The sequence below is a fragment of the Streptomyces niveiscabiei genome, assembly GCF_033794345.1.
Taxonomy (GTDB): Bacteria; Actinomycetota; Actinomycetes; order Streptomycetales; family Streptomycetaceae; genus Streptomyces; species Streptomyces niveiscabiei.
Window position 1 is genome coordinate 17,631 of the sequence record NZ_JARAYJ010000032.1, and the last position, 19,727, is coordinate 37,357.

The 19,727-nt window shown below is 74.5% G+C and carries 21 protein-coding genes; 10 read left to right on the forward strand and 11 right to left on the reverse strand.

The window, feature by feature from the left end; genetic code table 11:
* Window positions 1-3: 3 nt before the first annotated feature.
* Genes PV682_RS32985 through PV682_RS33005 form a run of 5 tightly spaced genes read right to left on the reverse strand, consistent with a single transcriptional unit; the run spans window position 4 to window position 5,233 of the window.
* Window positions 4-924: an LLM class flavin-dependent oxidoreductase gene (locus PV682_RS32985; RefSeq protein WP_319735434.1), complete on the reverse strand. Its 921-nt coding sequence runs from the start codon at window positions 922-924 to the stop codon at window positions 4-6.
* Entirely contained in the window at window positions 921-2,612 is a 1,692-nt protein-coding gene (locus tag PV682_RS32990; RefSeq protein ID WP_319735435.1) for an FAD-dependent monooxygenase, read from the reverse strand. Before PV682_RS32990 ends, PV682_RS32985 begins: the two co-directional genes overlap by 4 nt.
* Window positions 2,609-3,610 (reverse strand): methyltransferase, encoded by a 1,002-nt coding sequence (locus tag PV682_RS32995; RefSeq protein ID WP_319735437.1) that lies wholly within the window; start codon window positions 3,608-3,610, stop codon window positions 2,609-2,611. The genes PV682_RS32990 and PV682_RS32995 overlap by 4 nt, the downstream gene beginning before the upstream one ends.
* A complete protein-coding gene (locus PV682_RS33000; protein WP_319735438.1) occupies window positions 3,607-4,893 on the reverse strand; it encodes an NAD(P)/FAD-dependent oxidoreductase in 1,287 nt (428 codons plus the stop codon). The genes PV682_RS32995 and PV682_RS33000 overlap by 4 nt, the downstream gene beginning before the upstream one ends.
* Window positions 4,886-5,233 (reverse strand): antibiotic biosynthesis monooxygenase family protein, encoded by a 348-nt coding sequence (locus tag PV682_RS33005; protein WP_319735439.1) that lies wholly within the window; start codon window positions 5,231-5,233, stop codon window positions 4,886-4,888. Before PV682_RS33005 ends, PV682_RS33000 begins: the two co-directional genes overlap by 8 nt.
* 150 nt (window positions 5,234-5,383) lie before the next feature.
* Here PV682_RS33005 and PV682_RS33010 point away from each other — a divergent pair, with 150 nt between their 5' ends.
* The 8 genes from PV682_RS33010 to PV682_RS33045 are packed head-to-tail and all read left to right on the forward strand — an operon-like array spanning window position 5,384 to window position 10,942.
* Window positions 5,384-6,442, forward strand: coding sequence for a methyltransferase (locus tag PV682_RS33010; RefSeq protein ID WP_319735440.1), 1,059 nt, complete (start codon window positions 5,384-5,386; stop codon window positions 6,440-6,442).
* Window positions 6,439-6,771 (forward strand): antibiotic biosynthesis monooxygenase family protein, encoded by a 333-nt coding sequence (locus tag PV682_RS33015; RefSeq protein ID WP_319735442.1) that lies wholly within the window; start codon window positions 6,439-6,441, stop codon window positions 6,769-6,771. Before PV682_RS33010 ends, PV682_RS33015 begins: the two co-directional genes overlap by 4 nt.
* Entirely contained in the window at window positions 6,768-7,163 is a 396-nt protein-coding gene (locus PV682_RS33020) for a cupin domain-containing protein (RefSeq protein WP_319735443.1), read from the forward strand. The genes PV682_RS33015 and PV682_RS33020 overlap by 4 nt, the downstream gene beginning before the upstream one ends.
* Window positions 7,160-8,428: a beta-ketoacyl-[acyl-carrier-protein] synthase family protein gene (locus tag PV682_RS33025; RefSeq protein ID WP_319735444.1), complete on the forward strand. Its 1,269-nt coding sequence runs from the start codon at window positions 7,160-7,162 to the stop codon at window positions 8,426-8,428. The genes PV682_RS33020 and PV682_RS33025 overlap by 4 nt, the downstream gene beginning before the upstream one ends.
* Window positions 8,425-9,687, forward strand: a complete 1,263-nt coding sequence (locus tag PV682_RS33030; protein ID WP_319735445.1) for a beta-ketoacyl synthase N-terminal-like domain-containing protein — start codon at window positions 8,425-8,427, stop codon at window positions 9,685-9,687. The genes PV682_RS33025 and PV682_RS33030 overlap by 4 nt, the downstream gene beginning before the upstream one ends.
* Window positions 9,684-9,953: an acyl carrier protein gene (locus PV682_RS33035; protein WP_319735446.1), complete on the forward strand. Its 270-nt coding sequence runs from the start codon at window positions 9,684-9,686 to the stop codon at window positions 9,951-9,953. The genes PV682_RS33030 and PV682_RS33035 overlap by 4 nt, the downstream gene beginning before the upstream one ends.
* Before the next feature lie 3 nt (window positions 9,954-9,956).
* A complete protein-coding gene (locus PV682_RS33040; RefSeq protein WP_319735447.1) occupies window positions 9,957-10,427 on the forward strand; it encodes an SRPBCC family protein in 471 nt (156 codons plus the stop codon).
* Window positions 10,424-10,942 (forward strand): acetyl-CoA carboxylase biotin carboxyl carrier protein, encoded by a 519-nt coding sequence (locus PV682_RS33045; RefSeq protein ID WP_319735448.1) that lies wholly within the window; start codon window positions 10,424-10,426, stop codon window positions 10,940-10,942. Before PV682_RS33040 ends, PV682_RS33045 begins: the two co-directional genes overlap by 4 nt.
* Here PV682_RS33045 and PV682_RS33050 read toward each other — a convergent pair.
* Window positions 10,910-11,572, reverse strand: coding sequence for a response regulator transcription factor (locus PV682_RS33050; RefSeq protein WP_319735450.1), 663 nt, complete (start codon window positions 11,570-11,572; stop codon window positions 10,910-10,912). The genes PV682_RS33045 and PV682_RS33050 overlap by 33 nt on opposite strands.
* Window positions 11,569-12,648, reverse strand: coding sequence for a sensor histidine kinase (locus tag PV682_RS33055; protein ID WP_319735451.1), 1,080 nt, complete (start codon window positions 12,646-12,648; stop codon window positions 11,569-11,571). Before PV682_RS33055 ends, PV682_RS33050 begins: the two co-directional genes overlap by 4 nt.
* 285 nt (window positions 12,649-12,933) lie before the next feature.
* Here PV682_RS33055 and PV682_RS33060 point away from each other — a divergent pair, with 285 nt between their 5' ends.
* Both PV682_RS33060 and PV682_RS33065 read left to right on the forward strand, forming a co-directional pair.
* The gene (locus PV682_RS33060; RefSeq protein WP_319735452.1) at window positions 12,934-14,973 is read left to right on the forward strand and encodes a carboxyl transferase domain-containing protein; all 2,040 of its coding nucleotides are present in this window, start codon (window positions 12,934-12,936) and stop codon (window positions 14,971-14,973) included.
* The gene (locus tag PV682_RS33065) at window positions 14,955-16,322 is read left to right on the forward strand and encodes an acetyl-CoA carboxylase biotin carboxylase subunit (RefSeq protein WP_319735453.1); all 1,368 of its coding nucleotides are present in this window, start codon (window positions 14,955-14,957) and stop codon (window positions 16,320-16,322) included. Before PV682_RS33060 ends, PV682_RS33065 begins: the two co-directional genes overlap by 19 nt.
* A gap of 54 nt (window positions 16,323-16,376) precedes the next feature.
* Here PV682_RS33065 and PV682_RS33070 read toward each other — a convergent pair whose 3' ends face one another.
* The 4 genes from PV682_RS33070 to PV682_RS33085 form a co-directional block, all read right to left on the reverse strand.
* Window positions 16,377-16,799, reverse strand: coding sequence for a MarR family winged helix-turn-helix transcriptional regulator (locus PV682_RS33070; protein WP_319735454.1), 423 nt, complete (start codon window positions 16,797-16,799; stop codon window positions 16,377-16,379).
* A gap of 164 nt (window positions 16,800-16,963) precedes the next feature.
* Window positions 16,964-18,373 (reverse strand): cation:proton antiporter domain-containing protein, encoded by a 1,410-nt coding sequence (locus PV682_RS33075; RefSeq protein WP_319735455.1) that lies wholly within the window; start codon window positions 18,371-18,373, stop codon window positions 16,964-16,966.
* The gene (locus PV682_RS33080) at window positions 18,370-18,720 is read right to left on the reverse strand and encodes a TcmI family type II polyketide cyclase (protein WP_319735456.1); all 351 of its coding nucleotides are present in this window, start codon (window positions 18,718-18,720) and stop codon (window positions 18,370-18,372) included. Before PV682_RS33080 ends, PV682_RS33075 begins: the two co-directional genes overlap by 4 nt.
* Window positions 18,721-18,800: 80 nt before the next feature.
* Window positions 18,801-19,583, reverse strand: coding sequence for a class I SAM-dependent methyltransferase (locus PV682_RS33085; RefSeq protein WP_319735457.1), 783 nt, complete (start codon window positions 19,581-19,583; stop codon window positions 18,801-18,803).
* Between the last annotated feature and the right edge of the window lie 144 nt (window positions 19,584-19,727).

The window sequence follows — 19,727 nt, forward strand, 5'->3', positions numbered from 1 at the left end:
CCCTCACACCCGTACACCCACCACCTCCGTCAGCATGCCCACCTCCGCCTCCCAGTCCGCCGGCTCCGAGAGCGGGACCAGGACGAACAGGGTCAGACCCGCGTCGGACAGCCGGCGCAGCCGGGCGGGCAGCGCCTCGACGAGCGGGGCGAAGCCGTCCACGTCGTGCACGAGACCCGCGGCCCGCATCCGCTCCAGGACGGCGAGCTGCACGGGAGTGAGCGGGCCGGGCCGCCCGCGGTACGGGACGACGCAGCCGTACGCGTCGTCAGCGACCGTACGGCCCGCCGCGCGCGCCGCCGACTCGACCGTGCGGCGGGCGTGTTCCGCCGCACGGGGCGTCGTCGTGGACGAGCCGAGCCAGCCGTCGCCGAGCCGGCCGGCCCGCCGCAGTTCGCTGTCCGCCGCCCCGCCGACCCACAACGGCGGCCCCTCGCCCCCGGGCTTCGGCTGCACGGCCAGCCCCTCGTACGCCCAGGAGGGGCCCCGGTGTGTCACCGGCTCCCGCGCCCAGACCGCCCGGATCAGCGGCAGCGCCTCGTCGAACAGGGCCGCGCGCTCGGATCGCCGTACCCCGAACGCCTGCTGCTCGCCCGGGTCGGCGCGGCCCAGGCCGAGCGCCGGGGCCAGCCGGCCGCCGCTGAGCCGGTCCAGACTGGCCAGTTGCTTCGCCAGCAGGGCCGGAGGGCGGCCGGGCAGGGTGAGTACGGCGGTCCCGAGCCGGATGCGCCCGGTCACCGCGGCGACGTGGGCGAGGGCGATGAGCGGGTCGCTGAGCAGGCCGGTGACCCGCTCCGGTACCCAGAAGCCGTCGAACCCGGCGTGTTCCGCCGCGCGGGCCGCCGCCGTGAGCCGTGCCGGGTCGGGCGGTTCGCCGCTACCGGGGTAGAACGAGGGGAACAGCACCCCGAGACGGGTGGTCACAGCGGCCTCCGGTCGTGCAGGGCGGCGAGCACCCGGGTGAGCGTGCCGCGCGGATCGTCGCCGGCGTGCGGGGAGCGCCAGGCCACGAAGCCGTCGGGCCGGACGAGACTCGCCCCGGCCGGGCCGACGCCGTAGCGCTGGAGGAAGTGGCCGTCCACGTCGACGAGGCCCGGCCCCGCGGCGCCCGGCGCCCTCAGCCGGTGGGCGTCCAGCGCGAGTTCACCGGCGGCCCGGGACCAGGGCGTGCCCTCCGGCCCGACGAGCAGGACGGGCGCGCTGCCCCACAGGTCCAGCGTGGAACGGCGCGTGCCCGCGTCGTCCACGACGAGGTGCGGTGCCCTCGTCCCCGGCCGGCCGGTCGGCTCGCGCGGGTCCTCGAAGGGCTCCGTGCCGTCGTCGCCGGGGTCGGGGAGGACGGCGTCCGAGTGGTACCGGTATCCGAGGGACACGGTGTTGTGGTCGGCGGTCGAGTCGCTCAGCCCGCCGGACCCCACCGCCAGACTCACCCCGGCCGCCACCGGCGCGGCCCCGGCCCCGCCGGCGACCAGCCCCCCGGCGCCGGTCCCGGCACCCGGCCCGGCTCCCGTGCCGACCCAGGACGCCGGCAGTCTTCGGGCCGTCGCCGCGATCGTCAGCTGGGCCACGGACCGGCGCTCGGGACCGTACGTCGCGAGCAGTCCCGGGCCCGCGCCCCCGGCCAGGACCGCCGCCAGTTTCCAGGCGAGGTTGTGCGCGTCCTGGATGGCGAGGTTGCCGCCGAAGCCGCCGGTCGGGGGCATCACGTGGGCGGCGTCGCCGACCAGCAGGACACGGCCCTGCTGGAAGCGGTCGGCGACGAGGATCGCGAGGTCCCAGGGGGAGACGCCGCGCAGCTCGGCCACGGCGCCGGGGTCGCCCAGCGCCGTACCCACCAGCGTCCGGCAGCGCTCGGGGGTGAAGTCCTCGGGGCGCTCGCCCTGTTCGGGGTGGAAGGGGACGGAGAGCTGCCAGAGGCCGGAGCCCCGGGGCAGCAGGCTGCCGCCCATGCCCTCCAGGAAGCAGGCGGAGAAGGGGCGTCCGCCGACGGTGGGGCGCAGATCGGTGCGGAAGTACAGGCTGATGCGGTGGCCGAGGAGACCGGGACCCCGGCGGGGGATGCCGAGGCGCTCGCGGACGGGCGAGTGGCTGCCGTCGGCGGCGATCAGATAGTCCGCGCGGACCGTCGTCCGCCTGCCCGACCCTCGCTCCCGCACCGTCGCCGTCACCCCTCGGGCGTCCTGCTCGAACCCGGTGAGTTCGGTGCCGAAGCGGACGTCGGCTCCCAGTTCCCGGGCCCGGTCCAGCAGGATCGGCTCGAACCGGTCCTGGTCGCAGGCGCACGCCACGGTCGGCGTGAGCGCGCTGAGGTCCTCCTCCCACGGCTCGACGTTCCAGCGCACGTCGGTGTCGGCCAGGCTCCCCGACACCCACGCGATGCCGCCGATCTCGGTGTCGCTGGACCCGGCCGCGCGGATCCGCTCCTCCAGGCCGGCGCCGCGCAGCACCTCCATGGACCGCACGGTCGGTCCCCGGAACCGGGGGTGCGCGGACGTCGAGCCGTGTCGCTCCACCAGCAGCGCCGGCACCCCGTGCCCGGCCAGGAACAGCGCGCTGGACAGCCCGCCGAGCGCACCGCCGACGATCAGCACGGGAACCCGCAGGGCGCTCATCGGGGCCTCGCCTCGAACACGCGCAGCCGCCCGGCCGGACGGACCGCGCCGGTCTCGAAGCCGGCACCGGCCAGCAGCCGCCGGTACGCGCCGGCGGTCCGCTCCCGGCCGCCCAGGAGCAGCATCAGGACGTCCGAGTGGGCGACCTCGGCGGGGTCGGTCTCCTCGGGGACGACCTCCTCGACCACCAGCAGCCGGCTCCCGGGGCCGGCCGCGTCACGCACCGACCGCAGGATGCGCGTGGCCCGGTCGTCGTCCCAGTTGTGCAGGCAGCGGGCGATGACGTACACGTCGCCGCCGGCCGGCACCGACGCGAAGAAGTCCCCGCCGGCCAGCTCGCAGCGGTCCGCCAGGCCCGCGTCGCGCAGCCGCCCGGCCGCTCCCGCGACCACGTCCGGCCGGTCCAGGAGCACCCCGCGCAGCTTGGGGCGGGCGCGCAGGAGGAGTTCGAGGAGGGTGCCGTTGCCGCCGCCGACGTCCACGAGCGTGCCGGCCCCGTCGAGGGTGTCGCCGCCGAGGAGCGCCTCGGCCACGACCGGCGTGGTGCGCGCCAGATGCCGGTCGAACTCCTGCCCGGCGACCGGGTCGGCGGCCAGGTGCTCGTAGTACGGCATGCCGTACAGCTTCTCGGCGGCCGGCTCGCCGGTGCGCAGGGTGTGGGCGAACTCGGCGAACAGCGGCAGCAGCCGGGTGATCGTGATGTGCAGGCCGGCGCGCAGCGTGCCGGGGGAGTCCGAACGCAGCAGCCGTCCCGCGTCGTTGAGGGCGAAGTGCTCCGGTGGCCCTTCGGTGAAGAAGCCCAGCGACACGGCGGTGCGCAGGGTGCGGGCCAGCGGATCGGGCAGTGTGCCGGTGTCGGCGGCCACATCGGCGACGGGCCGGGGCTCGTCCGTGAGCCGGTCGGGGATGCCGAGCCCGATCAGGGCGTACAGCATGTGCGGCAGCCAGGTGCCCACCCCGGTGCGCAGCACCAGGGCCTTTTCCTCCTCGGGCGTCACGAGCCCGGCTCCACGACCACCGGTGGCGCCCCGACGCGCTCGCGCAGCTTCTCCAGCAGCCGCCACTGGTCCTCGGGCGGGGTCTCGAAGAAGTCGCCGCCGTCGGACAGCCCGGACACCAGGGTCACGAAGTCCACGTTGGCGGGGAGGCCGCCGCCGCGGTCCAGGATCTTCTGCGCGTCGTCGTAGTACTCGGCGCGGCTCTTGCGCTGGTCGTAGAAGACCCGGACGAAGTCGAGGATGCCGGTCAGGAAGCGCCGGTAGCTCTCCTCGTAGCGGCGGCCGGTCTCCTCGGCGGACGCCGGGTCGTCCAGCATCCGGGTGATCGCGGTGGCGGCCGTGGCACCGCCGCGCAGCGCGAGGGTGACCCCGGTCGACAGCAGCGGGTCGACGAAGGCCGCCGCGTCCCCGACGGCGAGCCAGCCGGGCCCCTGGAAGGACCCGCAGTTGTACGACCAGTCGCGGATCGTGCGGAACCCGCTGACCCGGTGCGCGCCCTCCATCATCCGCCGCACCTCGCGGGAGCCCTCGGTCTGCTGCGCGAACAGCGCCTCGGGGGCGAGCTTGCTCTCGCCGAGGAGGGCGACCGGCGTGACGTAGCCGATGCTGGTCGTGCCGTCGCTGAGCGGGATGAACCACAGCCAGCCCCCGGGCCGGTACTCGATGAGGATGTTGCCGGACTGCTCGCCGTCGTAGCGTCCGCAGCCCTGGTAGTAGGCCCATACGGCGATGTTGCGCAGGTCCTCGTGCCACTGGACCATGTCGAAGTGGCGGCCCAGCCAGCGCTGCTGCCCCGAGGCGTCCACCACGTACCGGGCGCGGGCCTCGACGGGGTCGGCGCCGCGCAGCTGGTAGCGCACCCCGGCCATCCGGTCGCCGTCGAACAGCGGTTCCTTGACCGTCGCCTCCTCCAGCACCCGCGCGCCCAGCTCGCGGGCGTGGGCGAGCAGCAGCGCGTCGAAGTCGGCGCGGCGCACCTGGTAGGCGTAGGGATAAGGGCCGCCGTCCGCGAACGAGAAGCTCCACATCGGCAGGTCGCGGCCCCAGACGAGGTTGCCGCCGTACTTGCGGACGAAGGAGAGGCCGGCCAGCTTCTCGCGCAGCCCGAGGCGGTCCAGGGTCGGCCACACGCCGGGGATGAGGGACTCGCCGATGTGGTAGCGGGGGAACTTCTCCCGCTCCAGGACGAGGACGCTGCGGCCCTCCTTGGCGAGCAGAGCCGCGGTGGCGGAGCCGGCGGGACCGCCGCCGACCACGATGACGTCGTACGACTCGTCAGTCACGGGAGGTGCCTTCCTGGCCGTCGCCGGTGTGGCTGTAGACCACGTCATAGGCGAGCTGGCGGCCCTGGGAGAGTTCGCCGATCGGGGCGAAGTGGGGAGCCGCCGCCGGGTCGCGGACCACGGCCTCGAAGTCCTCGCGGCGGCGCCACTGGGTGTAGTCGACGACCTGGTAGCCGTCCACGCTGCGGTGCACGTTGCCCGACACGTAGCCGGGCCGGTGGCGGATGAACTCCTCGTGCGCCTTGACGATCAGGTCCACGACCTTGTGCTGGTCGCGTGGTTTCGTCGGGAACACATTGATGAACGTGGCCAGTCCGCGCCCGGCCGAGATGTCCGTCATCGTCTCTCGTCGCCTTTCGTAGGGGCGTTCCCTCTTGCGTCGTCCTCCCCAGTATGTAGAGTCAATCAATGAGTTAGTCAATGGATGTGTTGGATAATCAAATGAGGATCACGGGGTGCGAACTCGCCTCCGTGGAAAGGGGATCCGCCCATGACCTCGACCGCACACGCCCCCGTGACCGCTCCCGGACCGCAGACCGCCACCCGGCTGCGCGAACTCGGCATGAGCCTCGGCTTCGCCGCCGCCGTCCGCGCCGCCTGCGAACTGCGCCTCGCGGACGCACTCGGCGAACACCCCGCCACCGCCGCCGAACTCGCCGGCCCGCTCGGCGCCGACGCCGACACCCTGGAGCGCCTGCTGCGCGCCCTGACCTGCCACGGAGTCTTCGAGGAGCGCGGCACCGGCCTGTTCGCGCACACCGACCTGTCCCGGCTGCTGCGCGAGGACGAACCCGGCTCGATGCGCTTCATCGTCCTGTGGGCCACCGCACCCTGGACCTGGCGGGCCTGGCCGCGCCTCGCCGACGCCGTCCGCACCGGCGAGAAGGTCTTCGACGACCTCTACGGCAAGGACTTCTTCGGCTACCTCGCCGAGGACGCCCCGCAGGCCGCCGAGACCTTCGACCGCGCGATGACCCAGTCCAGCCGCCTCACCTCCGCCCCCGTCGCCGACGCCCTCGACCTCGGCGGCGTCACCACCGTCACCGACGTCGGCGGCGGCCAGGGCCACCTCCTGCACACCCTCCTCGACCGCCACCCCGCCCTGCGCGGCACCCTGTTCGACCTCCCCGGCGTCGTCCCCGGCGCCCTCCCCGACCTGCGCGAGGGACCCCTCGCCGAGCGGTGCACGGTGCTCGGCGGGGACTGCCGCGAGACCCTGCCGGACGGACAGGACCTGTACCTCTTCAAGAACGTCCTGGAATGGGACGACACCAGCTCGCTCGCCGCCCTGCGCGGCGTCGCCCGGCACGGCAGGCCCGGCTCGCGCGTCACCCTCGTGCAGAACCTCGTCGACGCCAGCTCCGAGGCCAAGGTCACCACCACCATGGACCTCTTCCTGCTGCTCAACGTCGGCGGCAAGAAGCACACCGCCGCGGGTCTCGCCGGGCTCTTCGCCGGGGCGGGGCTGCGCTTCGACGGCGTCAGGCCGGTCCCCGGCACCAGCCTCCACCTCGTCGAGGGCACCGTCCCCGCGGACGGCGCGGCGTGAGCGGCGAAGGACACCTCAGGGTGCTGCTCCTGGTCCGGGTCGAGGACGGCGCCGAGGACGCCTTCGTGAAGGCGTACGACTCCATCCGCTGGAGCGTCGCCGCCGCCGACGGCCATGTCGTCGACCAGCTCTGCCAGTCCACCACCGAACCCGGCGAGTGGCTCATCACCAGCGAGTGGCGCAGCCCCGAGCACTACCGGGCCTGGGCCGGCCGGCCCGACCACGCCGACCTGGCCGCACCGGTCGTCGCCACCACCAGCGCACGCGTCCACAAACCGTTCGTCGTCCGCAGCCGCACCACCCGGTGCGGGGAAGGGGAGCTGCCATGACCACCCGCACCCACCGCGTCGTGGACGTGCACGACGTCACCCCCAACACCCGGCGTGGCGGCGCCCTGCACACCCTCCTCACCCCGGGCGCGGTCGGCGCCACCTCCGGCTTCACCGGCCTCGCCGTCATCCCCCCGGGCGACTGGATCGCCGAGCACTACCACCCCTACAGCGAGGAGTTCCTCTACGTGATCCAGGGCACCGCCGTCGTCGAACTGGACGGCGCGGCCCACTCCATGGGCCCCGACCAGGCCCTCCTGATCCCCATCGGCGTGCGCCACCGGGTCCGCAACACCGGCGACACGGACGTACGGATCGTCTTCCACCTCGGCCCCCTCGCCCCCCGGCCCGAACTCGGGCACGTCGACACCGAGCAGCGGGAGCGGACGTGAGCCGGGCCGTCGCCGTCACCGGGGTGGGGGTCGTCGCACCCGGCGGCATCGGACGCCAGGCGTTCTGGAAACTGCTGGCGTCCGCGACCACCGCCACCCGCCCCATCACCCTCTTCGACCCGGCCGGCTTCCGCTCCCGGATCGCCGCCGAATGCGACTTCGAGCCCCTCGCCGAAGGCCTCACCGCCCAGGAGACCGCCCGCAGCGACCGCTACGTCCAGTTCGCGATCGCCGCCTTCCGCGAGGCGCTCACCGCCTCCGGCCTCGACCCCGAGGCCGGCGACCCCTGGCGCACCGGCGTCTCCATGGGCACCGCCGTCGGCGGCACCACCCGGCTGGAGACCGACTACGTCGTCGCCTCCGAACGCGGCCGGGACTGGAACATCGACCCCGCCTACGGCTCCCCGTTCCTGCACCGCGTCTTCTCCCCGGCCCCGCTCGCCGGGGAGATCGCCGAACTCCTGCCCGCGTGCGGCGTCGTGCACACCGTCTCCACCGGCTGCACCTCGGGCCTCGACGCCGTCGGCCTCGCCGCCGCGGCCATCCACGAGGACCGCGCCGACGTCATGGTCGCCGGCGCCGCCGACTCCCCGATCTCCCCCATCACCGTCTCGTGCTTCGACGCGATCCGGGCCACCTCCGCCCGCAACGACCGCCCCGACGCCGCCTCCCGCCCCTTCGACCGGGAACGGGACGGCTTCGTCCTCGGCGAGGGAGCCGCCGTCCTGATGCTCGAAGAGCTGGAGCACGCCCGCCGGCGGGGCGCCGACGTGCACTGCCTGGTCGGCGGGTTCGCCACCCGCAGCAACGCCTACCACATGACCGGCCTCACCCGGGAGGGCACCGAGATGGCGGAGGCCATCCACCACGCCCTCGACGAGGCCCGGACCGATCCGACCGACGTCGACTACGTCAACGCGCACGGCTCGGGCACCCGCCAGAACGACCGCCACGAGACGGCCGCCTTCAAACGCGCCCTCGGCGACCACGCCCACCGCACCCCGGTCAGCTCCATCAAGTCGATGGTCGGCCACTCACTGGGCGCCATCGGCGCCATCGAACTCGCCGCCTGCGTCCTCGCCATGGACGAGGGAGTCGTCCCGCCCACCGCCAACCTCGAACACCCCGACCCCGAGTGCGACCTCGACTACGTCCCGCTCGTCGCCCGGCCCCGCCGCCTCGACACCGTCCTGTCCGTCGGCAGCGGCTTCGGCGGCTTCCAGACGGCCGTGGTCCTCGACCGGAGGGGGCTACGACGGCGATGAGCAGCGGTACGGGGGAGAGGACACCCACACGCAGGCCCGTCATCACCGGCATCGGCGCCCTCGCGCCCACCGGCATCGGCGCCGCGGCCCTGTGGCGGGCCGCCTGCCGGGGACGGCGCGCCATCGCCCCCCTCACCCGCTACGACCCGCGCGGCACCCCCCTCGCCCTGGCCGGCCAGATCGAGGACTTCGAGCCGCACGACCACCTCCCCGGCGCCTTCGTCGCCCAGACCGACCGCTTCACCCAACTCGCCCTCGCCGCCGCCCGGATGGCGCTGGACGACGCCCGGCTCGACCCGGCCGCACTGCCGCCCTACGGCGTCGGCGTCGTCACCGCGGCCTGCGCCGGAGGCGTCGAGTTCGGCCAGCGCGAGATCCAGCGGCTGTGGAGCCGGGGACCCTCGTACGTGGGCCCCTACCAGTCCATCGCCTGGTTCTACGCGGCCAGCACCGGCCAGATCTCCATCCGGCACGGCCTCAAGGGCCCCAGCGGCGTCCTCGTCACCGACGAGGCCGGCGGCCTGGACGCCGTCGCGCACGCGGCCCGCGAGATCGGCCGCGGCGCCCACGCGATGCTCGCGGGCGGCGCCGAGGCACCCCTGTCGCCGTTCTCCATGGCCTGCCAGTACGGCCACGGACTCCTCACCCGCGCCACCGACCCCGACCGCGGCTACCTGCCCCTGACCGGCTCGGCGAGCGGATTCGTGCCCGCCGAGGGCGGTGCCATGGTCGTCCTGGAGGCCCACGACGAGGCGCTGGCACGCGGCGCCCGCCCGCGGGCCGCCGTCCTCGGCCACGGCCAGACCTTCACCGGCGCACGCCGCTTCGAACGCTCCGCCGAAGGGCTCGCCGTCGCCGCCCGCACCGCCCTCGCCGCGGCCGGCCGCACCGTGCACGAGGTCGACGCCGTCTTCGCCGACGCCCTCGGCACCCCCGACGCCGACCGCGCCGAAGCCGCCGCGCTGCGCCTGCTCTTCGGCGACACCCCCGTCCCGGTCACCGCGCCCAAGGCCGGGTACGGCCGCGCCTACGCCGGAGCCGCCGCACTCGACGTCGCCCTCGCCGCGCTCAGCCTCGACCACGGGACGCTGCCGGCCACCCCCTGCCCCCACGACCCGCTGCCCGGCATCGACCTCGTCACCGGCCGCCCCCGCGCCCTGCACCCCCGGACGGTGCTGCTGCTCGCCCGCGGCCTGTCCGGCGGCAACTCCGCGCTCGTGCTCGGCCGCACGGACCCCGACAGCCAGGAGGAACCATGACATCCGAACCCCTCGCCCGGCGGCTGTCCCCCGTCGAACTCGCCGCCGTCGTGCGCGAATGCACCGGCGTGAGCCTCGACGAGGAGCAGCTGCGCACGCCCGGCGTCCTCTTCGCGGACCTCGGCGTCGACTCCCTCGGACTGCTCGGCGTCGTCGCCGAACTGGAGCGCCGGCTCGCGGTGCCGCTCGGCACCGAGGCCGAACAGGCGCCCTCCCCGCACACCCTCATCGACCTCGTGAACAGTGAACTCACGGAAGGCGCCTGAGAGATGGCCGCGCACACCGAGAACCACATCGTCATCGACGCCCCCTTCGACCTCGTCTGGGACCGCACCAACGACGTCGCCGGGTGGACCGGCCTCTTCGACGAGTACAGCGCCGCCGAGATCCTCGAACAGGAGCCGGACCGCGTCCTGTTCCGGCTCACCCTGCACCCCGACGACAACGGGAAGCAGTGGAGCTGGGTCTCCGAACGCCGCCTCGACCGGGCCGCCCGCACCGTCGTCGCGCACCGCGTCGAGACCGGGCCCTTCCGGTACATGCGCATCCGGTGGACCTACGACGAGGTCCCCGGCGGCGTGCGGATGCGCTGGACGCAGGACTTCGAGATGAAACCCGGGGCACCGCTCGACGACGCCGCCATGGCCGAGCGCATCAACCGCAACTCCCTGGCCCAGCTCGCGCTGATCCGCGACCGCGTCCAGGCCGAGGCGGCGGACCGCACGACCGGCACGTCATGACGGCCGTCCACGAGCCGGCGGTTCCCGAGGCCGCCGCTGATCCCGCCCTCGTCCTGGCCGACCTGTGCCGCAGCGCCGAGCGCCTCTCCCGCCTCGCCGGACAGCGCCCGAGCCGTATCCACGTCAGCTCGCGGGGCACGGAAGTGGTGGTGGAGTGGGCGCACCCGGCACCCCCGGCAGCCGCGGCGACCGCGGCCCCGGCCGACCCCGAGGGCGTAGGCCCCGACGCACCACCCCCGCCGCACACGGTCCGCGCCCCCACCGTGGGCACCTTCCACCACGCCCCGGCCCCCGGCGCCCCGCCCTTCGTCGCCCCCGGCGACCCGGTCGCCCCGGGCGACCAGATCGGGATCGTCGAGGCGATGAAGCTCATGCTCCCCGTCGAGTCCGACGTGGCAGGCCGTGTCGTGGGCCTGCTCGTCGCGGACGGCGAACCGGTCGAGTACGACCAGCCGGTGCTCGCGGTGGAACCCGACGATCCGTCACAGCAGCCCCTCCCGGGGCTCGATGAGTGACGCCGAGATCGCCTTGTTCACCGCGTCCAGCCGCGAGGTCGCCCCCAGCTTGCCGAAGATGTTGCGCAGATGGTGCTTGACCGTGCCTTCGGAGATGCGCAGCTGGCGGGCGGCCTGACTGTTGGTCATGCCCTGCGCGACCAGCGACATCACCTCCCGCTCCCGCGTCGACAGCAGCTCCGGCAGCGCGGCGACCGTGTGCACCTGCGTGAGGCTGGCACGCGACACCGACAGCACGATCCGCTTGTCGTCGAAGAGCACCGAGCGCACCGCCGTCACCAGCTCCTGACGGCTGGCCGACTTCAGCAGATAGCCGCGCACACCGGTCGCCAGCAACTCCTGCACCGTGTGGGGCTCGTCGTACATGCTCACCATGATCACACGCGTGCCGGGAGCGATCCGCAGGAGCTGGCGCACGGTCCGTACGGCACCGCTGCCGGGCACTCCCACGTCCAGCAGCGTGATGTCCGGCTGGGTCTGCGCCGCCACCCGCACCGCCTGCCCGTGCGTGGCCGCCTCACCTACGACGGAGAACCCCTCCTCCGCCTCCAGGATCTCGCGCAGACCGTCCCGGAAGAGGGTGTGGTCGTCGACCAGGACGATACGGACCAGGGCTGCCGGGCCGCTCACTTTCGGCTCACGGGCAACTGGAACTCGACCGTCACCCCGTGCCCCGGGAACCCGGTGACGGTCACCTCCCCGCCGTGCCGCGCGATGCGCTCCCGCATACAGACCAGCCCCACCCCGTCGGGCGCGCGACCCGCGGAAAACCCCACCCCGTCGTCCTCCACGAACGCCCGCACCTGCCGGGGCGCGATGTCCACCCGCACCGCCACCGTCCGCGCCGCGGCGTGCGCGAAGCAGTTGCGCAGCGCCTCCCGCAGCGCCAGGAACAGATCGTCGAGCGCGTCCGGCGGCACCCACCCCTCGTGCCCCGTCACCTGGATCTCCACCCGCGCACCCGCCGGCCGAAGGCTCTCCGCACAGCGGCGCAACGCCGTCTCCAGACCGTCCGTACAGCCGAACGCGCGCAGTCCGGAGGCGAGTTCGCGCACCTCCTCCAGCGCCTCGCGCAGCGCCTCGTGCGCCAGCCGGAGCTTCTCCTCGCCCGGACCGTCCGCGCGCTCCCGGTACAGGTCCGCCAGCTCCAGGTTCTGCTTGGCGACGGTGACCGCGTACCCCACCCGGTCGTGCAGGTCCCGGGAGACCCCACGCCGGTCCTCCTCGTACACCGCCGCCGTCTCGTGCAGCAGCGCCCGCACCTTCGCCTCCAGCGCCTGCTCGAAGCGGCTCATGATGCTGTGGTGCAGCGAGATCGCGATGTCGGCGACCATCCGCACGTCCCCGCCGCGCGCGGCCACACAGCGGGCCATCGTCGTCATCACCACGTCGAAGAGGGTGAGCACGGCGCGCTGCGCGTCGTACGGGTTCCAGCTCAGCGGGGACGGCCCCGCCGCCTCGCGCGGCGCCTGCGCGCGCACCCCGAGGAGGCTGCCCTCGCTGCGCAGGGCCAGCAGGACGTCCGCGAGCACCGCCCTGGCCTGCGCCACGCAGAACTCCCGCACCGGGGGGTCGGCACCACCGAGGCCGAGCAGATCCAGGCGCTCCCCGTAGCGGGCGAGGAGTTCCTCGGAGCGTTCCGTCAGGATCGTCGCCAGCTCGGGTCCGGCGGGCAGTGCCTCAACAGTGACCTCGCGCACGGCCATCCCCCTGTCCTGTGGCTCGGAGTCACGATATCCACGGGCCCATCGGGAGCAAAGAGTGGCAATACGCCAACGAACGGCACTGCCAGGGTTTTTCCCTCCGGGATTCCCCCGCGTGCCCGGAGCATGTGTCTGTCGAAGGAGGCATCCCGCATCCCTCGGACGGACAGGTCCCCGTCCCCCGTGCGGACAGGGCCCGCCTGTCCTTGGAACGCCGCTGTTGAGCTGCGCCTACGGCCTCACTAGCGTCGCCCCTGGCCGACTTGACCCACCCTGAACGGAGACGTCATGGACGGGGGAGCCACTGCCGGACGGAGCGCCGCCGCGGACTGGGTGGTGTGCCAGGGGTGCGGCTGCGTGTCGTACCGCAAACGGTTCCTGCGCGCCCTGAGCGTGTGCCCCGACTGCGGTGCGCACCACCGGCTCACGGCGCCCGAGCGGCTGGGGATTCTGCTGGACCCGGGCTCGGCGCGGCCCCTGGACACCCCCGCCGCCGACCGCGACCCCCTCGGCTTCGCCGGCTATCCGCGCCAGGTGGCCGAAGCGCGTGCACGCACCGGCCTCGACGAGGCGGTGCTGTGCGTGCGCGGCCGGATCGCCGGGCGCCCGGTGGTGGCCGCCGTGATGGACTTCCGCTTCCTCGGCGGGAGCCTCGGGGGCGCGGTGGGCGACCTGCTCACGGCGGCGGCCGACGAGGCGTGCGCGGACCGCGTCCCGCTGCTGGTGGTCACCGCGTCCGGCGGAGCGCGCATGCAGGAGGGGCCGGTGGCCCTGATGCAGATGGCCCGCCTCGCCGGGGCCTTCGCCCGCCTGGACGCGGCGGGTGTCGTCACCCTCTCGGTGATCACCGACCCCACGTACGGCGGGGTCGCCGCCTCCTTCGCGACCCTCGCGGACGTCGTCCTCGCGGAGACCGGCGCGCGCCTCGGCTTCGCCGGACCCCGGGTCATCGGACAGACCATCGGCGAGCGGCTGCCGGAAGGATTCCAGACGGCCGGATTCCTGCTGGAGCGGGGCCTGCTGGACGGCGTGTACGACCGGCGGGCACTGCGCCCGGCGCTGGGGCGGCTGCTGGCGGCGTACGAGGGACGGCAAGCGAGGACACCGGCCGCGCCGGCCGGTGCACGGTCCGCCGTTCCGGGCGCGCCCGGCCGCCGTGCCGGTGGGCGCCCCGCAGCCCCCGCCCCGCAGTCCGCCCGTGACCTCGGCCCGCATCCCGACAACCCTGGCCCGGCCCTCGTCCGCAACCCTGGCCCGGCCCTCGTCCGCAACCCTGGCCCGGCCCTCGTCCGCGATTCCGGCCCGGCCTCCGCCCGCGATCCCGGCCCGCCGCCCGTCCGTGACCCCGGTCTGCTCGCCGAGCGTGAGCCCTGGGACGTCGTGCGCAGCGCCCGCAGGCTGGACCGGCCCACCCTGCTCGATCACGCCGCCCGGCTCCTGGAGGGCTTCGAGGAGCTGCGCGGCGACCGCGCGGGCGGGCGCTGCCCGGCGCTGGTCGGCGGCCTCGGGCGGTTCGACGGGACGACGGTGATGCTGATCGGTCACCAGAAGGCGCACGTCCCCGCCGCCCTCGCGGCCCGCAACCACGGCATGGCACTGCCGTCCGGCTACCGCACGGCGGCCCGGCTGATGCGGCTCGCCGCGAAACTCGGCATCCCCGTCGTGACCCTGGTGGACACGCCCGGCGCCTACCCCGGGGTGAGCGCCGAGGAACAGGGCCAGGCCGTCGCGATCGCCGAGAACCTGCGCCTGATGAGCACCCTGCCGGTCCCGGTGGTCTGCGTGGTCATCGGGGAGGGCGGCAGCGGCGGAGCGCTCGGCGTGGCGGTCGCGGACCGGGTGTACGTCTGCGAGAACGCCACCTACTCCGTGATCAGCCCCGAGGGCTGCGCGTCGATCCTGTGGAAGGACCCCGCGTCCGCGCCCCGCGCCGCCGCGGCCCTCGGCCTCGTACCGCGCGAGCTGCTGCGGCTGGGCGTGGTCGACGGGGTCGTACCGGAACCCCCGGGCGGAGCGCACACGGACTGGGACCGGGCGGCGGACTGCCTGCGCACGGCGGTGCGCGAGGCGCTCGGGGAACTGCTGCCGCTGGACCCCGGGGAGCTGGTGGCGCGGAGGCAGGAGCGGTACCGGGGGATGACGGGCGCGGCCGGGACACCTCCCGACGGCGAAGAGCGCCCCGGCGCCGTACCGGCGCCCGGGGAGCGGCGCACCGGGGCGGGGCTCCCGGCGCTCGACTTCGCCAGCCTCTCCGTGCCGGGGCTCGCCCTCGCCGGAGCCGGGGCGGCCGGCCCGGGGGAGGGGGCGTCGTGTTCTCCAGGGTGCTGATCGCCAATCGGGGGGAGATCGCCCTGCGGGTCGCCCGGACCTGCCGGGAGCTCGGGGTCGAGTCCGTGGCCGCGTACGCCGTTCCCGACCGGGACTCGGCGGTCGTACGGTTCGCCGACGACGCGGTCTGCGTCGGCCCCGCTCCCGCCCGGCACAGCTATCTGAACATGCCCGCCCTGGTGGAGGCCGCGCTGCGCACCGGCGCCGAGGCCGTGCACCCCGGGTACGGGTTCCTGTCCGAGAACCCCGACTTCGCCGAGGTCTGCCGCAAGAACGGCCTGGTCCTGATCGGCCCGCCCCCGCCCGTCATGGAAAGGCTCGGGGACAAGGCCGCCGCGCGGGAGCTGATGGCCGCCGCCGGCCTGCCGGTGCCGCCCGGCAGCGGCGGCCCGGTGGGCGACCGGGCGCGGGCCGCGGAGGTGGCCGGCGAGACCGGCTTCCCGCTCGTCGTCAAGGCCGCTGCGGGCGGCGGCGGCCGGGGTATCCGCCTGGTACGGGAACCGGCCGCGCTCGCGTCCGCCTTCCACGAGACCCGCGCCGAGGCCGGCCGCCTCTTCGGGGACGACACGGTGTACATCGAGCGGTTCGTGGAGCCCGCCCGCCACATCGAGGTGCAGATCCTCGCCGACCGGCACGGGAACGCCGTCCACCTCGGCGCCCGGGACTGCTCGGTGCAGCGGCGGCGCCAGAAGCTGATCGAGGAGGCCCCGCCCGCCTCCCTGCCCGCCGGCACGGTCCGGGAGATGGGCGAGGCGGCCGTACGGGGTGCGCTCGCTGTCGGCTACGAGGGCGCCGGGACCTTCGAGTTCGTCGTGGACGACCAGGACCGGTACTTCTTCATCGAGGTCAACTGCCGTATCCAGGTGGAACACCCGGTCACCGAGATGATCACCGGCGTCGACCTCGTCGAACAGCAGCTGCGGATCGCCGCGGGGGAGCGCCTCGTACCCGGCGGCGCCGGCGCCCGCGGTGTCGCCCTGGAGTGCCGCGTCAACACCGAGGACCCGGGGCGGGACTTCGCGCCGACCCCCGGCGAGATCACGCTCTTCGAACCACCCGGCGGCCCCTTCACCCGCGTCGACACCCAGGGCTTCACCGGCTGCCGGGTCCCCGCCGCCTACGATCCGCTGCTCGCCAAGGTCGTCGTCTGGGCCCCCGACCGGCCCCGGGCCCTGGCCCGCATGCGCCGCGCCCTCGCCGAGTTCCGCGTCGGCGGGCCGGGCGTGCGCACGACGCTGCCGTTCCTGGCGCAGGTCCTGGACGACCCCCGCTTCCGGGCCGCGCAGCACCGTACGTCGCTCGTCGACACGCTGCTCGCGCCGGCGCCCGGGGAAAGGACGCGGTCGTGAACGCGGGCCGCGAGGTCCCCGGCGTGGCCGTGCCCGGCCGGCGACCGCGCGGAGTCAGTTCGCCGACGCCTTGCGCAGCAGATCCTCCAACTGCCGCTTCTCGTCCGCCGACAGCAGAGCGAGCCCCGGCGCGTCGTCCATCGCGCGGACCACCTTCGTCCGCAGCCGGCGGCCGGCGGCGGTGAGGGTCAGTTTCTTCACCCGGCGGTCCTCCGGGTCGACCTGGCGCCTGAGCAGCTTCTGCTCCTCCAGGCGGTCCACCAGGCCGGTCACGTAGGAGGCGTCGCAGCGCAGCTTGGCAGCCAGTTTGCGGACCGTCGGCGCGTCGTCCACGTGATACAGCACCTTGGCCTGCGGCACGGTGACGCGCAGCGCGGCCACCTCCTTCGCCAGCCGGTCCTGATGCGTCTGCGCGAAGTCCAGCAGACTGCCGAGGAGCCCGCCGTCCGCCCGGTCGGCCTTCACCACCGTGGTCATTGGTCCTTCACCCCTGCCCGATGCCCTGGCACGCCCCGTCCCCGTGGGCGTGCCCGCGTGCGTGTTCCATGAGTGGGTCCATCATCGAACCGATCCATCGAGGACTCACCCAACGATCTGCCTCCATCATGGCAGAGCCCACCGCACGGGGGAACGGCGCCGGATCAGCGCCGCCGGTCCAGGAGGTCGAGCAGGGGTGTCGTCATCGCGGTCGCCGCCAGCGTGACCAGCACCAGCACCGTGAACAACGGCGTGGTGAGCAGCCCGAGTTCGAGCCCGATGCCGAGGACGACGAGTTCGGTCAGCCCCCGGCAGTTCATCAGCACCCCCACCCGCAGCGCGTCCCGTCCGCGCACGTCCGCCGCGCTCGCCGCGACCGCGCAGCCGACGGTCTTCCCGGCCACCGCGACGACCAGCGCGGCCCCCGTCCACAGCCAGAGCGCGGGGTCCCCGCCGAGCAGCCCGAGTTCGGTGCGCAGGCCCACGGACGCGAAGAACGGCGGCAGCAGGACGACGGTGGTGACGTCCCGCAACCGGTCGCGGACCGTGTCGAGACCCGGCGCGTCCGCCGGGCACACCGCGCCGAACAGCAGCGCCCCGAACACCGGGTGCACCCCGATCCGGTCCGTGGCCACCGCCGACAGCAGCGCCCCGACCAGCACCAGCGACAGCAGCGCCCCCTCCGGCAGCAGCCGCCCCTGCCGTACGAGCACCTTGCGCAGCAGCGGCCGTACGACGAGCACCAGACCGGCGAAGAACACGGCCGTCAGCGCCAGCGACCGCAGGACCGCCGCCGGTGACGTACCCCGGTGCAGGGTCACCACGAACGCCAGCAGCAGCCAGCACACCAGGTCCGCGAAGGCGGCGCCCAGGACGGACAGCAGCCCGGCGCGGCTGTGCAGCATGCCGCGCTCCATGAGGATGCGGGCCAGCACCGGCAGCGCGGTGACGCTCATGACGATCCCCAGGAACAGCGCGAACGGCAGGAAGCCGACGCCGGGACCCGCGAGCGTGCCGTACATCAGCCGGGCGAGGGCGACGCCGAGGCCGAACGGCAGCGTGATGCCGCACACCGCGACCAGCGCGCCCGCCGCGCGGGGTGCGCCGCGATGTCCCGCACCCAGTTCGACCCCGACCAGGAACATGAACATCGCGAGGCCGACCTGGGCGAGCGCGTCGACGTACCCGAGGAGCCCGGCCGGGAACAGCGCCCGGTAGCCGGCCGGGGCCAGCAGACCGAGCACCGACGGGCCGAGCAGGATCCCGGAGACCATCTCGCCGACGACCCTCGGCTGGCGCAGCCACGCGGCGAACGCGCTCCCCACGAGCCGGGCCGCCGCGACCACGACGGCCAGCGCGAGCAGCAGCCGCCACACCTCCAGGGGCGCGGCGGCGTGCTCCGCCCCGGCGGCCGGGGCCGTGCCCGGCCGGTCGGGGAGTGCCGACCCGGCGTCCAGCAGGACCGCCGCGAGGACGAGCGGCGCGACGCAGACGGGGACGACGAGCAGCAGCCGCAGCCGGCCCCGCCGGCCCCGCGCGTCGCCGGGTGCCCGCCTGGCCGGGGCGGTGGTCACCCGCCGTACCCGGAGCGGACGACGCCCTCGCCTCGCCGCCATTCGTAGAACTGCTTGGCGGAGGCCCGCTCCGCGTTGCCCCAGCGTTCCTCGAACGGGCGGATGTAGGCGTCCAGCGCCGTGCTGATCTGCTGGAACAGGGGGCTGGCGTGCGCGGCGTCGATGGCGCGCCCCACCGGGGCCTGCGACTCGACGAGGTGGATGTAGATGTCGTGGAAGGTGAACAGCTTGCGGGTGTGCACGCCGATCTCCTCCGGCAGGCCGGTGCCGTCGGACTCGGTGAACAGGCGGGCGATCTCCTTCTCGCTGCCGGGGACGTGCCGGGCGACGATGAGGGTGGTGTGCATCGGTGCCTCCGCGAAGGGTCGGTCCCGCCGGGGTGTCCGGCGGGTTCGGTGCGCTGTGCGGGTGGTCCGGCCCGGCGGACTCAGCCGTCGGTCCCGGCCACGGTGTACTCGCACACGTTGTCCTGGCGCAGCGTCCCGTCCGCACGGACGGACGGCCGCATGTGCCGGTCGAAGACGTCGCGCACCCGCTCCTCGCCGACGACGGCCGCCGCGTGCCGCAGCAGACCGGTCGCGCCGAGGGCCTCCCAGGCCGTCTCCAGGTCCGGGTAGACGAACGGGCAGGGAACTTCCCGTACGGCGCCGACGCGCAGCCCGGCGCGCGTGACGGCCTCCCGCACGGCCGCCGGGGTGTTGGCGCCGTCGGAACCGGCCGGCGGCGCCGGGAGCAGGGCGAGCACTCCGAAGAGCATCGCCGTGGTCTCGCACCGCTCCGGCGCGCCCCAGCCGCCGAGCACGAGGCGTGCGCCGGGGCGCGCGACCCGGGCGAACCCCGCCACGGCGGCGACCGGGTCGCGGGCGTAGCGCAGGGCGTTGAACGAGGTGACGACGTCGAACACGCCGGGGGCGTACGGCAGCCGCTGGAGGTCTCCGACCCGCAGGTCGCTGTCCTCGGGCAGGGCGCGCCGGGCGATCTCCAGCAGGCCGGCGGATGCGTCGAGGCCGCTGACCGACGCCCCGCGTGCGGCGGCCAGCCGCAGCAGGAGTCCTGATCCGCAGCCCACGTCCAGCAGCCGGGTACCCGTCCCGGCCGCGCAGTCCGCCAGGGCCTCCTCGAACGCGGGCCGGAACTGCCCTTCCTGCAACTCCGCCCAGCGCAGGGCCTGTTCGTCCCAGAGCCGGCCTTCCGTCTCGGCTGCGGTCATGTGTCCTCCTCAGGGGTAGGTCCGGCGGAGCGTGCTGCGGACCGGTATTCGATGGAGAAAGTCATTGAGTTGGTCAACACTTGAGTAAGTCTATTAAGCCGAGAGGGGGAAGCCAAGGGGCGCGAGGGCGTACTACGGTGTTCC